We start from the raw sequence: 14,959 nt of genomic DNA on the forward strand, positions 1-14,959 counted from the left end.
CCTCTCCGGGCGGCCGCGTCGCTACGACGATCCGGTGGAGCCGCCGGTCGTCAGGGAGTGGGCGGGCCGATCACCGGGGCGGGCGTCGGGCCCGGTGCCGTTTCCGGTGCCGCTCCTGGCGTCGTTCCCGGTCGCCGACGGCCGGGGTGTGCCGGCTTCCGGCGCCGCGCCCGGCTCCTCCTCCGGCTCACCGAACCAGGCGACGGCGACGGCCCCCGCCACGGCCAGCACGAACCCGAGGATCGCGACCCAGGCGAAGCCGGGGCGCGAGGCGTCGCCCAGCCACAGCACGCCCAGGATGCCCGGGACGACCGTCTCGCCGACGACCAGCGCCGCCGTCGCGCCGTTCACCGAACCGATCTGCAGGGCCACGGTGTGCAGATACATCCCGCCGATGCCCGCGACGAGAATGGCGTAGAGGGCGGGGTCGGCGAGGAGGGTGAGCAGGTCGAACGGGGCCACGCCGTTGAGCACCCGGACGCCGACGCCCAGCGCGCCGAAGCCGAGGCCCGAGAGCAGGCCGGCGAGGATCGCGGCCCGTCCGCCCATCAGGCGCACGACCAGGGTGCCGCCGCCGATGAGTACGAGGGAGGCGGCCAGCAGCCACCAGTGGGTGGCCATCGCCGTATCGCCGCCGCCCTCGGGGCCCGCGGCCGTGGCCAGGAGGACGAGCGCCGAACAGACCACGGCGATGGACGCCCACTCGGGCCGGTTGAGCCGGATGCCGAGCAGCTTGATGCTCAGGACGGCCGTGATGACCAGGTTGGCGCTGATCACGGTCTGGGACAGGAACAGCGGCAGCAGCCGGGCGGCCAGCGCGCCGAGCCCGAACCCTATGAAGTCCAGTACCGTGCCGACCATGAACTCCCACGTCACGGCGGCTTTCGCGGTGGAGGACAGGCTGGGGCCGCCGTGCTGGGTGACCCCGGTGGCGGACGCGTCGGCCGCCTCCTGGCGGGCGGCCTTACGGGAGCCCACCGCCTGTAGGACCGAACCCGTGCCGTAGCAGGCTGACGCCGCCACGGCCGTCAGAAGGCCGATGATCACCAAGAGCTCCGTTCGCGCACTGCCTGCATTACCTGTTCATTACCTTTGCTTGGCAGACGCGCATTCGGGGGCGGGAGTTGCCTCGGCCGGCGAAGAGATCTCGCGGGACGGTATCGGCTCGCGGATGTCTGTGTGCGCGTATGTCTGTCTATGCGTGGGTCTGTTCATGGGTCTGTCTATGCGTGCGTACGTCGGCGGCTACGCGCACTTCGCGTCTACGTCTCCGTCTACGCCTGCGCCTCCACTTCCCTCCCCTTGGACACTCCTGACGTCAGCCGGGCCAGCGCGTCCGGCGCTTCGTCCACCGAGTCGACGAGAGCGATCCGGGACGCCATGGGGCGGCCCGCCGCGAGCGACTGGAGCAGGGGCCAGGCGGGCAGCCGCTCGGTCCAGTGGGAGCGGTTGACCAGCACCATCGGCGTCGGCTCGCCGCGCGACCCGTAGTAGTTCGGCGTCGCGTTGTCGAAGATCTCCTGTACGGTCCCGGCGGCGCCGGGCAGGAACACCACGCCGGCGTTGGAGTGCGCCAGCAGGCCGTCCTCGCGTACGGCGTTCACGAAGTACTTCGCGATGTGCGACGCGAAGGCGTTCGGCGGCTCATGACCGTAGAACCAGGTGGGGATGCCCACCGAGGCGCCGCCGCCCGGCCAGGTCCGGCGCACGTCGAAGGCGGCCCGCGCCCAGGTGGTGACCGACGGCACGAAGGACGGCGCCGCGGCGAGGAGTTCGAGCGCCGAGTCGAGCATGGCGTCCTCGAAGGGCGCGGCGTACGCCCCGAGGTTGGCGGCCTCCATCGCGCCGGGGCCGCCGCCGGTCGCCACGGTCAGGCCGGCGCGGGTGAGGTGGCGGCCGAGCCGGGCCGCGCCCGCGTACGCCGAGGAGCCGCGTTCGAGCGCGTGCCCGCCCATGATGCCCACCACGCGGGCGCCGTCGAGGTGCTCGTGCAGGGCGTCGGAGATCGCGTCGTCGTGGATGCTGCGCAGCATCGAGGAGAAGACGTCGCCGTCGGAGCGGGTCTCCTGGTACCAGTGGTAGGCGCGGGCGTCGGAGGTGGCTTCGTAGCCCGCGTCGACAAGTCCGTCGAAGAGTTCGTCCGGTCTGTAGAGGCTGCCGCGGTACGGGTCGAACGGCAGGCCCGGTATGGGCGGGAAGACCAGCGCGCCCCCGGCGCGCGCCTTGGCGGCGGCGTCGGGCTCCATGACGCAACCGAGGAAGACGCATTCGGTGGTGTCCGTGCTGAGCAGCGCGAACGTACGGGCCGTCAGGTCGAGGGACTGGACGCGGAATCCGGCGAGGCTGCCGGAGTTGACGGCACGGTCGAACTCTTCGAGGGACTCGATCTCGTTGTCGCGGGCCCGTGAGCGGTCAGGCGATACGGCGGGCGTGTGGGGCGCTGGAGGCTCTGAATTCGGCTGCACCCCCGTCATGTTAGGGGCGCAGCGATTCCACGAGGGGGGCGAGGTGGCCGTCTTCGGCAGCCGCGTCGAGTGCGGCGCGCAAGGCGTGGTCGTACGTGGGGCGCGCCTTGCTCTGCACCTCGCGGCCCTCTTCGGTGATGACGCTGTAGACGCCGCGGCGGTCCTTGGGGCACAGGTCGCGGCGCGCAAGGCCGGACGTCTCCAGGCGCGAGGCCAGTCGGCTCACCGAGCTCTGGTTGAGGCCGATGAGGTCGGCGAGCTCCTGCATGCGCAGTTCACCGTCGTCCGCCTCGGCCAGCCGGGCCAGTGCGCGGTACTCGGAGAGTCCGATCCTGTGGTGCTGCTGCAGGGCCTTCGCGAGCTCCTGCTCAACGCGCGTGTGCAGTGCTCCGAACCGGTCCCAGTGCTCCGCGTCCATCGTCTTCCGTCCACTTTCTTCGGGCTTCTGCCGCTGGGCTCTTGACATCAGCGTACATGCACCTGAAACTTGTGTATGTGCATGCAAGAAATGCAGGTACATGGAACTGGGGGGTTGTTATGTCGCACGTCGCGTCGGAGCTCGCGCTGGATCTCGCGTCGGGTGTCGGCTCGGGTGTCGGCCCGGATCTTGGCTCGGATCCTGAGTCGGCCGGTGTCGGTGCCGGTGCCGGGGAGGCGCCGGGGGCGCGGGAGATCGAGCGGATCGCCACCACGCCGGATTGGTACGAGCCGTACAAGATCTCTCAGGCCATCAGGGCCGGCGGTCTGATCCATGTGTCCGGTCAGGCGGGAATCGATGAGCGGGGCCGGACTGTCTCTGACGACTTCCTGACACAGGGCCGCCAGGCGTTCGCGAACGTCGAGAGGGTCCTTGCCGCGGCGGGCGCCTCCCTCGCGGATGTGGTGAAGATCGGCATCTTCGTCACGGACATGGCCGCCGACCTCGACCATGTCATCGCGTTGCGCGAGGAGTTCCTGTCCGAGCCCTATCCCGCCGACACCTTGCTGGAGGTCTCGGCGCTGGCCCAGCCGGAGTGGCGAATAGAGGTGGAAGCCACCGCCGTCGCCCGCTGAGCGGCAACTCCCGGTGCCGGCGGCCCAGTTGCCGGGGCCGCTTGTCGTTCCCCGCAGCCCGCGCTCCGACATCCAGCGACAGAAGACCGACCAGGCACGACATCCGTAAGGGCGTGGCAGTCGCCCGCCCACGAGGAAGCGCTGCTGTCCCCCCACGGCTCGCTGCCAGAGAGCCCCGAGCCCTGCCACCTCGCCGCGGCCGGCCACCAGGACTGCGCGAACCGCGTCACCGCCCCAGACCCACCCTCGGCACGCCTGCGCCGGACCACCTCCACAGGCCCGCACCCACCGCCTGGGACGGGACCGCTCGACGCTGTCCACAAGCCTGTACCCCACCCCGGGGTCGGGACCGCCAGCACCCCGCCCGTGCCCGCGACCCGGACGGGATCGCAGTCCCCCGCCAGCAGCCCATACGCCACCCCGGGAGGACCTTCAGCGCACAGAGCGCCCGAGGGGCGCCGCAGCCCCCCTGCGCCACGCCTCGGCGCCCCACCGCCCCGACCTGGGCCGAACCCTCACGACCCCAGACGGCCCCGACCCTCACGGCCGCCCAAGCTCACCCCGACTGACTCACTCTCCGCGGCATGGCGTCATGACGCATCGCGGGGGCGTATCGCGATGCCGCGTCGCCGTGATGCGGTCACCGCCAGGGCGCGCCCCACCCCCGACTCGCACGCACAGGTCCCAGCTCAACCGACAGGTCTCAGCTCAACCGACAGGTCTCAGCTCAACCCACAGGCCCCAGCTCAACCCCACAGGCCCAGCTCAACCCAACAGGTCCCAGCTCAACGCACAAGTCCCAGCTCAATGCACGAGCGGAAGTGTCGCCATTTCAGCGACGGTCCAGGTCAGGGGGGCCAGGACGACCACGAGGGTCGTGGCGCGCAGGAGGGTGGCGCGGTGGAGGAGGAAGGGGGAGGCGCCGAGGCGGCGGAGGGCGGCCCTGGTGTGGGCGCGGGCGGAGCGGGATTCCACGGCGGCGGTGAGGGCGCTGGCGGTGGCACAGGCGAGGACGACGGCCGCGCCGATGGCGGTGAGGGGCCCGAAGGGACGGGAGGGAGAGGCTTCGTACACCTTCATCGCGGCGTAGGCGGCGGACGCCACGGCGCACAGGACGCCGAGGGGGCGGCCGATGCGGTGGGCCTCCTCCTGGAGTACGCGGCCGGACAGCAGCCGCAGCGCGCCGGGCCGGCCGGCGGACAGGAGCCAGCCGCACAGGTGCACCAGGCCGGGGCCGGCCAGGACGAGGCCGATGGTGGTCAGGGCCCAGCCGGCGAGCACGCCCGGGGGGCTGCCGATCAGCCGGCCGGGGAGGGGCAGCAGGTTGCCGGGGGTGCCGGTGCCGCGGCTGGCGTATGCCTGGATGGCCAGTCCGGCCGCCGTCATCGCCAGGCCCCACGGCAGTCCGGCGGGCATGGCCGTCTCGGCGCGGGCGTCGGCCTCCCGGGTGGCGGCCTCGGAGCGGGGGCGTAGGGAGATCGCGGTCGCGGTGGCGGCGGTCAGCGGCACGGTGGACAGGAGGAGCAGCGCGCCGGCGAGCGGCACCGGGTGGCCGGCGCCGAGTAGGTCGGCATCGAGGGCCAGGGGGGAGGGGCCGCCGAGTTCACCGCGCAGGCGGAAGAACGCGAACAGGGAGAGGAGGACGCCGACGACGCAGGAGAGCGTGGTGGAGGCGGCGGCGATCAGGGTGAGCCGGACGGGTCCCAGCCCGGCGGCGGCCATGCCCCGCTGGAGGCGGGCGGCGGGGTCCGTGCGGGCCACCGACACCGCGAGCTGGGTGGTGGCCGCGAGGGGGGCCGCGCACCACAGCAGCCGTACCAGGGAATCGCGGGCCGTGGACGGGTGGCCGGCGGCGTAGCCGAGGGTCGACAGGAGGAGGAAGCCGGTGCCGGACGCGGCGGCGGCGACGAAGAGCCGGCGGAGCTGGACGAGGGGGCGGGAACCGCGGGTCAGACGGAGAGCGAGCACGCTGCCCTGCCTTCCGCGTCGGCGGAGTCCGGGGTGGCGGCGGGTGCGTCGCCGGTCCGGCGGCCGTCGAGGAGGGCGATGGTCCGGTCGGCGAGCGTGGCCCCATCGGAATCGTGGATGGCGAGCACCACGGTGATCTGGTGCGAGCGGGCCGCCGCGGTGACGGTGCGCAGCACCTGGGTGCCGTCGGCGTGGTGGAGCGTGGCGGTCGGCTCGTCGGCGAACAGCACGTCGGGCGTGGTGGTCAGGGCGCGGGCGACGGCGACGCGCTGGCGCTGTGACTGGTCGAGCCGGGCGGGGCGGCGGCGGGCGCACATGCCGACGTCGAGGCGGTCCAGCCACTCCATCGCGGCGTGCTTGGCGGCGCGGCGGCCGGCGCCGCGCAGCAGCATCGGGAGGGCGGCGTTCTCCCACGCGGTGAGTTCGGGTACGAGATGCGGTTCGGTGTCGATCCAGCCGAACCGGTCACGACGCAGCCGTTCGCGGCTCAGGGAGGACAGCGTGTTGACGGGGTTTTCGTTGAACCACACTTCGCCCTCGGCGGGGGCGAGTTGGCCGGAGAGACATTTGAGGAGAGTGGTCTTGCCGCTGCCGCGCGGGCCTGTGACGGCGAGGATTTCGCCTTCGCGGACGCCGAGGGAGACTCCGGCGAGGGCGATGGTGCCGCCGTAGGTGTGGTGCAGGCCGCGGGCCCAGAGCACGTCGTTGTCAGGCGGGGCCACCATCTGCGCACCTCTTGCTCGATCGCGTCGACTCGTTCCCCTGACCGGGTGAACGACCATGGAGGGTATCGGTCACTGGCACGGTAAGGAGTGGTGACCCCCACCAATCGTCGCTCGGCACGCACAACGGCTCAGATTCACTCGTATGGCTTGAACTGAGTGAATCTGAGCCGCTGGATGGATATGAAGTTGTTCCTACCGGATACCGCCGTCCGGACCAGGGGGTGGGCCGGAGGCCGTGGAGGCCGCCGTGGAGGTCAGAGCTTGGTCCACGCCTCGGTGAGGACGGAGCGCAGGATCTGCTCGATCTCGTCGAAGACCGGCTGGTCGGCGATCAGCGGCGGGGCGAGCTGGATCACCGGGTCGCCGCGGTCGTCGGCACGGCAGTACAGGCCGTTGTCGTACAGCGCCTTGGACAGGAAGCCGTACAGGACGCGCTCGGTCTCCTCGTCCGTGAAGGACTCCTTGGTGACCTTGTCCTTGACGAGCTCGATGCCGTAGAAGAAGCCGTTGCCGCGGACGTCGCCGACGATCGGCAGGTCGTGCAGCTTCTGGAGGGTGCTGAGGAAGTTGCCCTCGTTGTCCAGGACGTGCTGGTTGAGGCCCTCGCGCTCGAAGATGTCGAGGTTGGCGACGCCGACGGCCGCGGAGACCGGGTGGCCGCCGAAGGTGTAGCCGTGCAGGAAGGTGTTGTCGCCCTTGTAGAACGGCTCGGCCAGGCGGTCGGAGATGATGCAGGCGCCGATGGGGGAGTAGCCCGAGGTCATGCCCTTGGCGCAGGTGATCATGTCCGGGACGTAGTTGAACTTGTCACAGGCGAACATGGTGCCCAGGCGGCCGAAGGCGCAGATGACCTCGTCGGAGACGAGCAGCACGTCGTACTGGTCGCAGATCTCGCGCACCCGCTGGAAGTAGCCGGGGGGCGGCGGGAAGCAGCCGCCGGCGTTCTGGACGGGCTCCAGGAAGACCGCCGCGACGGTCTCGGGGCCCTCGAAGAGGATCTGCTGCTCGATCTGGTCGGCGCACCAGCGGCCGAACGCCTCGGGGTCGTCACCGAAGATCGGGGCGCGGTAGATGTTGGTGTTCGGCACCTTGTGCGCGCCGGGGACCAGCGGCTCGAAGGGGGCCTTCAGGGCCGGCAGGCCGGTGATGGACAGGGCGCCCTGCGGGGTGCCGTGGTAGGCCACCGCGCGGGATATCACCTTGTACTTGGTGGGCTTGCCGGTGAGCTTGAAGTACTGCTTGGCCAGCTTCCAGGCGGTCTCGACCGCCTCACCGCCGCCGGTGGTGAAGAAGACCTTGTTCAGGTCGCCGGGGGCGTGGTGGGCCAGGCGCTCGGCGAGCTCGACGGCCTTGGGGTGGGCGTAGGACCACACGGGGAAGAAGGCCAGTTCCTGCGCCTGCTTGTAGGCGGTCTCGGCGAGCTCCACCCGGCCGTGGCCGGCGTTGACCACGAAGAGGCCCGCGAGGCCGTCGATGTAGCGCTTGCCCTTGTCGTCGTAGATGTTGGTGCCCTCGCCGCGCACGATCGTGGGCACGGGGGCATTCTCGTACGACGACATGCGGGTGAAGTGCATCCACAGGTGGTCGTATGCCGTCTTGGAGAGGTCGCCGCTCATTGCTATCTCGTTCCCCAGGTGTAGGTCTGCTTCCGGAGCTTGAGGTAAACGAAGCTCTCGGTGGTCCGTACGCCGGGCAGCGTGCGGATCCGCTTGTTGATCATTTCCAGGAGGTGGTCGTCGTCCTCGCAGACGATCTCGATGATGAGATCGAAGGAGCCTGCGGTCATGACGACGTACTCGACCTCCTCCATGGTGGTCAGGGCGTCGGCCACGGGGTCGAGGTCGCCCTCGACGTTGATGCCGACCATTGCCTGCCGTCGGAAGCCGACCGTGAGGGGGTCGGTGACGGCGACGATCTGCATCACGCCTTGGTCGAGCAGTTTCTGTACGCGCTGGCGTACCGCCGCCTCGGACAGGCCCACGGCCTTGCCGATCGCGGCGTACGGACGGCGCCCGTCCTCCTGGAGCTGCTCGATGATCGCCAGGGAGACGGAGTCGATCGACGGAGTGCCGTTTCTGTCACGAGTGGCCACATCCCTCACTGTGCACGAGCCTCGTCTGTATGGCAACCCCAAACCGATGAAATCAGTTGTGCCCCGATCTGAATTTCACTGATTTCGTTGTTCTGGGGTGGCGGGTGTGTTGAAAACGTCGCATCCATGGCTAGGGTGGGTGTCTCAACCACCGGACATCTGACTGAAGGGGGCGCACAGTGACCACCGCACTGCGTCGTCTGCGCAACTACATCGACGGGGAGTTCCGGGACGCCGCCGACGGGCGGACCACGGAGGTGGTCAACCCGGCGACGGGTGACGCGTACGCCACCGCCCCTCTGTCCGCCGCCGCGGACGTGGACGCGGCCATGGCGGCCGCCGAGGCGGCCTTCCCCACCTGGCGTGACCTCATCCCGGCCGAGCGCCAGAAGGTGCTCCTGAAGATCGCCGACCGCTTCGAGGAGCGGGCGGAGGAGCTGATCGCCGCCGAGTCCGAGAACTGCGGCAAGCCCGTCGCGCTCGTACGCTCCGAGGAAATCCCGCCGATGGTGGACCAGATCCGCTTCTTCGCGGGTGCCGCCCGGATGCTGGAAGGCCGCTCGGCCGGCGAGTACATGGAGGGCTTCACCTCCATCATCCGGCGCGAGCCGGTCGGCGTCTGCGCCCAGGTCGCGCCGTGGAACTACCCGATGATGATGGCCGTATGGAAGTTCGCCCCGGCGCTGGCCGCGGGCAACACCGTCGTCATCAAGCCCTCCGACACCACACCCGCCTCGACGGTGCTGATCGCCGACATCATCGGCAGCGTGCTGGACGAACTGGGCCACCCGCGAGGCGTGTTCAACGTCATCTGCGGTGACCGCGAGACCGGCCGCCTGATGGTCGAGCACAAGGTCCCCGCCATGGCCTCGATCACCGGCTCGGTCCGCGCCGGCATGCAGGTCGCCGAATCGGCCTCCAAGGACCTCAAGCGGGTCCACCTGGAGCTGGGCGGCAAGGCACCGGTCGTCGTCTTCGAGGACACCGACATCCCCAAGGCCGTCGAGGACATCACCGTCGCCGGCTACTTCAACGCCGGCCAGGACTGCACCGCCGCCACCCGGGTGCTCGTCCAGGACTCCATCCACGACGAGTTCGTCGCCGCGCTGGCCAAGGCCGCCGCGGAGACCAAGACCGGCGCGGTCGACGACGAGGACGTGCTGTACGGCCCGCTGAACAACGCCAACCAGCTCGTCCAGGTCAAGGGCTTCATCGACCGGCTGCCCGCGCACGCCAAGATCGAGGCCGGCGGCCACCAGGTCGGCGACAAGGGCTACTTCTTCGCCCCGACCGTCGTCTCGGGCCTGAAGCAGGACGACGAGATCATCCAGCAGGAGGTCTTCGGTCCGGTCATCACCGTCCAGTCCTTCCGCGACGAGGCGCAGGCGCTGGAGTGGGCCAACGGCGTCGAGTACGCGCTGGCGTCCTCGGTGTGGACCAAGGACCACGCCCGGGCGATGCGGATGTCCAAGAGCCTGGACTTCGGCTGTGTGTGGATCAACACCCACATCCCGCTGGTCGCCGAGATGCCGCACGGCGGGTTCAAGAAGTCCGGTTACGGCAAGGACCTCTCGGCCTACGGCTTCGACGACTACACCCGCATCAAGCACGTGATGACCTCGCTGGGCGGCTGAGCCGGCACCGGCCCTCACCGGGCGGCGCGGACCGCTCGACACACCGTCGCGGGCGGAGGCCCGGCAATTGACGATCTGTCTCTTGCCGCCTCCGCCCGCGGCGCGTGAGAGTGCTCGCCATGGCTGACCTATCGCGGCGTTCGCTGCTCAAAGGTGCGGGCGGAATCGGTGTGACCGGTGCCCTGGGCGCCCTGACCGGATGCGGAGTGCCCCCGGCGTACGTGGACGCGGCGGATCGGCGGGCCACCGACCGCTCGGCCCGGGAGGCGAAGGTCGTCTTCGCCAACTGGCCCCTCTACATCGACGTCGACGACCACGACGAGCAGCGCCGGCCCACGCTGGAGGCGTTCCGGCGCGGCACCGGGATCTCCGTCGCGTACACCGAGGAGATCAACGACAACGACGAGTTCTTCGGCAAGATCGGTCCCGCGCTGATGAACCACCAGAGCACCGGCCGGGACCTGATCGTCATCAGCGACTGGATGTGCGCCCGCTTCGTCCGCCTGGGCTGGGTCCAGGAAATGGACCGGGACGCCCAGCCGCACGTCGCCAGGCATCTCGACCCGCTGCTGCGCTCGCCCCACTTCGACCCCGGCCGCCGCCACACGGTGCCCTGGCAGTCCGGGATCACCGGCATCGCCTACAACCGCCGCAAGCTCGGCCGCGAGATCCGGCACACCGCCGACCTGTGGAAGGGCGACCTGCGCGGCCGGGTCACGCTGCTCTCCGGCCTCGACGAGGCGTTCGCGATGCTCATGCAGGGCGACGGCGTCGACATCACCCGCTGGACGGCCGACGACTTCCACCGCATGACCGACCGGGTACGCCGCCTGGTCCGCGCCGGCCACATACGCCGCTTCACCGGCAACGACTACATCAAGGACCTGGACTCCGGCGACGTGCTCGCCGCGCAGGCGTACTCCGGCGACGTGATCCAACTCCAGGCCGACAACCCCGACATCGAGTTCGTGGTGCCCCAGGAGGGCGCCGAACTGTGGTCGGAGAGCCTGATGATCCCCAACCTCGCCGGCCACAAGCGCAACGCCGAGCGGTTGATCGACCACTACTACCGGCCGGAGGTCGCCGCGGACCTGGCCGCGTGGGTCAACTACGTCTGTCCCGTACCGGCCGCCCGCGACATCCTCGCCTCCTCCAAGGACGAGGAACGCGCCGCGCTCGCCGAGGACCCGCTGATCTTCCCCGACGACGCGATGCGCGAGCGGCTCGCCATCGCCCGCGACATCACGCCCGAGGAGCGGACCGCCTTCGCCAAGGAGTGGAACGCGATCGTGGGGCTGTGAACCCGATCGTGGGGCGGTAGGGGAGGGAGAGGGAGAGGGGCGGTCCGGGGCCACCGCGTGGGTCCGCGGGTCCCGGACCACCGTTCCTGGACGGACGGGGTTCGCCAGGTCAGTGAAGCGGCGGCGGAGGCGGCGGCAGGTGGCGGGCGAAGAACGTGCGCACCCGGTGGCGCACCGCGGGTACCGACCGGGCCGGGTCGATCGCGCCGACCAGCGCGTTCCGGTCGGCGGCGGTCATCAGCCCGGCGGCCTGCAACCGCGGCGCCATGGCGGCGTAATCGGTGAAGACCCAGTGCGCGGCGTCATCGAGCCGCCCCCGGCGCACGCACCCCCCGGGGTGGGCCAGCAGGGCCGACCAGGAACGCTCCAGCGCCTGCCGCTGGGAGAAGCCCGACGTTCCCAGCAGGAGCAGCGGCCGGTCCACCCCGTACCGGGCGACCGGGAACAGCGCGCCGTGGCGGCCGGGCCCGGCCGGCGCGTGGTCGAGAAAACCCTCAAGGTTGACCGCCGCGCCGAGGCGGTGGTCCTCGTAGAGGGCCTCGGCCGCGGTGGTGCCGCCGGCCGAGTGGCCGTAGACGCCCACCCGCCGCAGGTCCAGCGCACGAGCGAGGTGCGCGGGCAGCGTGCGTCCGGCCGCGTCCGGGTTCCGCCCGGCGGCCAGCACCTCCAACTGGTCCAGTACGAACCGGGCGTCGGCGAGGCGGGTGCCGATCGCGGTGTCGAACAGTGCCGGGTCCGACCGGGGATCTCCCCGGAAGACGGTCGCGCGGACGGTGTCCTTCCGGTACGCCGTCGTGAGGGGGAACTCCACCACGGCGGCGTCACCGGGGTGATCGATGGTCACCACCACCGAGCCGTGGCTCGCCAGGTCCTCGGCCACCGTGGTGCCCAGGGTGCGCGGGTCGCCGCCGCCCGGGCTGTAGAGCAGTACCGGCCGCCGGCCGGCCAGCGCGGGCGCCCCGGTGTGCGCGTGGGTCGCCGTGGCCGCCCAGTCGACCCCCGTGGCCGGCAACTCGGGGCGTGCGCGGTGGGCGAGCAGCGTGAACAGCGCCGCCGCGTCACCGGTCATCTGGGGCGCGACCGGGTAGCCGCGGACCGTACGGGCCGGATAGTGGATCGTGATCATCACCTCCCGGACGGGGACGGCGTCGTCCCACGGGTCACGCCGGGAAGGATCGACCAGATAGAGCGTGGTCACCCCGACCCGGTGCGGACCGGACGGCGCCGGCAGCCGCAGCCGCAGGCGTTCGTCGTCCGCCGCCTGGGCGGCCCGGGCGACGCCTCCGCCGCCCGCGAGCAGCAACGCACCGGCCAACGCGGCCGACTTGGCGACCGTCCGCCGGTCCATCCCGGCGGCCCGCGCGCCCCCCGAGGCGGCACCCGCGCTCCCGGAGGTCGCACCCGCGCGCCTGGATGCGGCGCCCGTACGCGCGGAAGCGGCGCTCGCAGTCGCGGAAGCGGCGTCCGGGGCCCGCCCGGACGCGTCCGTCCGGCCCGCCCGCTCGCCCTCGCCCGGCCTTCCGTGGAACATCATGGTTCTCCCCCACCTTGCCTGTTATGGCGTCCGGCGCCTGAAGTGACGCCGGTCCTTGTGCCGTATGCCGGCCCCCTGCCTGAATGGCGGGGGCATGACCTGAATGCTGGCGCCCGGAGGGGAGTCGGGGCGAAGCTTCAGGCGCTGCCCGAAACGATGGCGCGGCGTCACCAGGGGGAGTAATGATCCGCATCCACTTCACGGCCGCCGACTTCGCGCGCGTACGGTTCGCGCCCCGCCCGGCACCCCTGCAAGAGCTGAACGTGGCCCTGATGAAGATGTGCCGCCCCGACGACGGACCCCTCTTCGGCCGCTGGCGGCAACGGCTGCTGCGCTCCCTGCCCGCCACCGTCCTGCCCTTGGCGGACCTGGTCCCCGCTGCCGAGGCCCCCGCCTTCCTCGACGTCTACAGCGACACGCTCCAGGACGGGCACGACACTCTCCGCGCGACCAGCCCCGACCTGGTCCGGTCCGAGATCGAGCGGATCTACGCCAAGAGCCCGTCACCCGCACCGCGGTGGGTCCACGACCTGCACCGCGGCGACACCGACGCCTGGCACGTCCTGCGCCGGGCCCAGCGGGCCGCCTTCGACACGGTGCTGCGACCCGTCTGGCCCAAGGTGCAGGACCTGCACCGGACGGAGTTCACCCGCCACGCCCTGACCGCCGCCGAGCACGGCGTCGGCGCCGCGCTCACCGCCCTCGTCCCCGGGGCCCGACTGCGCGACGGCGTCTGGGAGTTCGACGCGCCCCGGTCGGAGGACATCGCGCTGCGCGGACGCGGCGTGGTGCTCCTGCCCACCTTCCACTGGGCCGGCCACCCCCTCCTCTCCCGGCTGCCCGGTCAGCCGCTGACCGTGACCTACCCGGCGGGCCCCGGCTTGCCGTTGCCGGCGGACGGGGCGGGCGGCGACGACGCGCTGGCCGGGGTACTCGGCCGGACCCGTCTGGAGGTACTGCTCACGCTCGCCGAGGAACACACCACCAGCGAACTCGCCCGGCGGCTGCGCGTCAGCAACGCCACCGCCTCCGCCCACACCGCCGCGCTGCGCGGCGCCGGCCTGATCACCACGGTCCGCGCCGGGCGGGCGGTCCTCCACCGGCGCACCGCGCTGGGGAGCCTGCTGGTCCAGCGGTGGGGGCGGTGAGCATCCGCCCGGTCGGCGCGTGGGGGCGGTGGCGGGGAGGGCGCCCGTCGGGGTTCTCCGGGTCCTTTGGTCCCTGGTGCTCCTGGTGCTCCTGGTGCTGCGGCCCGTGGCCAACTCCCATGCCAGACTTGCTTCTTATGTCGCGTCACATATCGCAGTCGCCGGGGTCGTCGCAGGAGTCCGCGCGGGAGATCTCACCTCTGGTCACGTTGGGGCTGTTCGCCGCCTGGGCGGTGCACGACGCGGAGGAGGTGGCGTTCGGGCCGGCCTGGATCCGGCGGAACGTGCCCGTCCTGCGGAAACGGTTCCCGCAGGTGCCGGAGCGGGTCTGGCGGGCCGTGGAAGGCGTCGGGGAACGGGAGTTCGCGGCCGCGGTCGGCGTGATGGCGGTGATCGTCGCCGCCGCGGCGGCCGACGGGCACTGTACGGGCGGCAGGTCCGCGTTCTTCCAGAGCGCCCTGGACGGCTTCGGGCTGCACGGCCTGGTCCACCTCGCCCAGGCGGCGGCCAACCGCGGCTACACCCCCGGGTCGGCCACCTCTCCGGTCGTCGTCATCCCCTTCGCCCTCTGGGCGCGCGGTCGGCTGCGGCGGGCCGGGCTGCTCAGGCCGGCCACGGCCGGCGGCACGCTGCGCGGGCTGGCCGTCGCGGGGGCGGCCACGGTCGTCTCGCATGCGGTGGCGCGACGGATGCTCGGACGAGGGGACGGGGCGGCGGGGCGGTGAGGGGCCGGCCCGGCTGGTGAGGGACGGAGGGCGCGGTCGGCCGGCCCGGGCCCGACCCCCGGTCAGGGCCTCCGGCGGGCCGGAAGGCGGCAGGTCAGGGCCCGGCGACCGTATGCTCCGCACATGAGCCGTACGCCGATCCGCTGCTTGCCCGGCCAACCCGGCCGCACCGCCCCGCCCGGCGGTCCCACCTCGCACCTTCTGCCGCGCGGTGTCCCGGTCGCCCCCCGTGGCGCGCGGCGGGCGGACACCCGGCGTGTGGCTGCGCGGCGGGCGGGATGAAGGCGGCGGTCAGCCGCTGGGAGGCGGGGATC

The 14,959-nt window shown here is 71.8% G+C and carries 13 protein-coding genes; 5 read left to right on the plus strand and 8 right to left on the minus strand.

The genetic code is table 11. The features are described from left to right. Positions 1–21: 21 nt before the first annotated feature. The 3 genes from ACZ45Z_RS14510 to ACZ45Z_RS14520 all read right to left on the minus strand — a co-directional run bounded on the left by ACZ45Z_RS14510 (position 22) and on the right by ACZ45Z_RS14520 (position 2,883). Positions 22–1,047 (minus strand): DMT family protein, encoded by a 1,026-nt coding sequence (locus ACZ45Z_RS14510; RefSeq protein ID WP_468361542.1) that lies wholly within the window; start codon positions 1,045–1,047, stop codon positions 22–24. Between the two features lie 227 nt (positions 1,048–1,274). Next, positions 1,275–2,465: an LOG family protein gene (locus ACZ45Z_RS14515; RefSeq protein WP_468361545.1), complete on the minus strand. Its 1,191-nt coding sequence runs from the start codon at positions 2,463–2,465 to the stop codon at positions 1,275–1,277. A 10-nt stretch (positions 2,466–2,475) separates the two neighbouring features. Continuing rightward, positions 2,476–2,883 carry a MarR family winged helix-turn-helix transcriptional regulator gene (locus ACZ45Z_RS14520; RefSeq protein WP_468361548.1) on the minus strand — a complete coding sequence of 136 codons (408 nt, stop codon included), beginning with the start codon at positions 2,881–2,883 and terminating at the stop codon, positions 2,476–2,478. A 119-nt stretch (positions 2,884–3,002) separates the two neighbouring features. Between ACZ45Z_RS14520 and ACZ45Z_RS14525 the strand changes: the two genes are divergently transcribed. Next, on the plus strand, positions 3,003–3,518 hold the full coding sequence (locus tag ACZ45Z_RS14525; protein WP_468361552.1) for a RidA family protein: 516 nt from the start codon (positions 3,003–3,005) through the stop codon (positions 3,516–3,518). 804 nt (positions 3,519–4,322) lie between these two features. Here the strand turns inward: ACZ45Z_RS14525 and ACZ45Z_RS14530 are convergent. The 4 genes from ACZ45Z_RS14530 to ACZ45Z_RS14545 form a co-directional block, all read right to left on the minus strand. After that, positions 4,323–5,486 carry a hypothetical protein gene (locus tag ACZ45Z_RS14530; RefSeq protein ID WP_468361554.1) on the minus strand — a complete coding sequence of 388 codons (1,164 nt, stop codon included), beginning with the start codon at positions 5,484–5,486 and terminating at the stop codon, positions 4,323–4,325. After that, positions 5,468–6,211, minus strand: a complete 744-nt coding sequence (locus tag ACZ45Z_RS14535; RefSeq protein WP_468361556.1) for an ABC transporter ATP-binding protein — start codon at positions 6,209–6,211, stop codon at positions 5,468–5,470. Before ACZ45Z_RS14535 ends, ACZ45Z_RS14530 begins: the two co-directional genes overlap by 19 nt. A 254-nt stretch (positions 6,212–6,465) precedes the next feature. Then, positions 6,466–7,827 (minus strand): aspartate aminotransferase family protein, encoded by a 1,362-nt coding sequence (locus ACZ45Z_RS14540; protein WP_468361559.1) that lies wholly within the window; start codon positions 7,825–7,827, stop codon positions 6,466–6,468. Positions 7,828–7,829: 2 nt separating this feature from the next. Further along, positions 7,830–8,303, minus strand: a complete 474-nt coding sequence (locus tag ACZ45Z_RS14545; protein WP_069571649.1) for an Lrp/AsnC family transcriptional regulator — start codon at positions 8,301–8,303, stop codon at positions 7,830–7,832. Positions 8,304–8,482: 179 nt separating this feature from the next. On the opposite strand from ACZ45Z_RS14545, the gene ACZ45Z_RS14550 reads away from it, so the two are divergent. Together ACZ45Z_RS14550 and ACZ45Z_RS14555 are read left to right on the plus strand one after the other, a co-directional pair. After that, positions 8,483–9,937, plus strand: a complete 1,455-nt coding sequence (locus ACZ45Z_RS14550) for a gamma-aminobutyraldehyde dehydrogenase (RefSeq protein ID WP_468361563.1) — start codon at positions 8,483–8,485, stop codon at positions 9,935–9,937. Between the two features lie 119 nt (positions 9,938–10,056). Further along, positions 10,057–11,238: an ABC transporter substrate-binding protein gene (locus ACZ45Z_RS14555; protein WP_468361566.1), complete on the plus strand. Its 1,182-nt coding sequence runs from the start codon at positions 10,057–10,059 to the stop codon at positions 11,236–11,238. Between the two features lie 109 nt (positions 11,239–11,347). Here ACZ45Z_RS14555 and ACZ45Z_RS14560 read toward each other — a convergent pair whose 3' ends face one another. Further along, positions 11,348–12,586: an alpha/beta hydrolase gene (locus ACZ45Z_RS14560; protein ID WP_468361664.1), complete on the minus strand. Its 1,239-nt coding sequence runs from the start codon at positions 12,584–12,586 to the stop codon at positions 11,348–11,350. A 368-nt stretch (positions 12,587–12,954) separates the two neighbouring features. Here ACZ45Z_RS14560 and ACZ45Z_RS14565 point away from each other — a divergent pair, with 368 nt between their 5' ends. Beyond that, positions 12,955–13,920, plus strand: a complete 966-nt coding sequence (locus ACZ45Z_RS14565) for an ArsR/SmtB family transcription factor (protein ID WP_468361570.1) — start codon at positions 12,955–12,957, stop codon at positions 13,918–13,920. A 137-nt stretch (positions 13,921–14,057) separates the two neighbouring features. Further along, a complete protein-coding gene (locus tag ACZ45Z_RS14570) occupies positions 14,058–14,645 on the plus strand; it encodes an HXXEE domain-containing protein (protein ID WP_468361573.1) in 588 nt (195 codons plus the stop codon). The last annotated feature ends 314 nt before the right edge of the window (positions 14,646–14,959 follow it).

The sequence above is a fragment of the Streptomyces sp. NPDC031210 genome, assembly GCF_055570395.1.

Coding starts and splice junctions, on each gene's coding strand:
- ACZ45Z_RS14555 (WP_468361566.1), top strand. CDS start 10,057: ATGGCTGACCTATCGCGGCGTTCGCTGCTCAAAGGTGCGGGCGGAATC.
- ACZ45Z_RS14560 (WP_468361664.1), bottom strand. CDS start 12,586: ATGGACCGGCGGACGGTCGCCAAGTCGGCCGCGTTGGCCGGTGCGTTG.
- ACZ45Z_RS14535 (WP_468361556.1), bottom strand. CDS start 6,211: ATGGTGGCCCCGCCTGACAACGACGTGCTCTGGGCCCGCGGCCTGCAC.
- ACZ45Z_RS14565 (WP_468361570.1), top strand. CDS start 12,955: ATGATCCGCATCCACTTCACGGCCGCCGACTTCGCGCGCGTACGGTTC.
- ACZ45Z_RS14570 (WP_468361573.1), top strand. CDS start 14,058: ATGTCGCGTCACATATCGCAGTCGCCGGGGTCGTCGCAGGAGTCCGCG.
- ACZ45Z_RS14525 (WP_468361552.1), top strand. CDS start 3,003: ATGTCGCACGTCGCGTCGGAGCTCGCGCTGGATCTCGCGTCGGGTGTC.
- ACZ45Z_RS14520 (WP_468361548.1), bottom strand. CDS start 2,883: ATGGACGCGGAGCACTGGGACCGGTTCGGAGCACTGCACACGCGCGTT.
- ACZ45Z_RS14540 (WP_468361559.1), bottom strand. CDS start 7,827: ATGAGCGGCGACCTCTCCAAGACGGCATACGACCACCTGTGGATGCAC.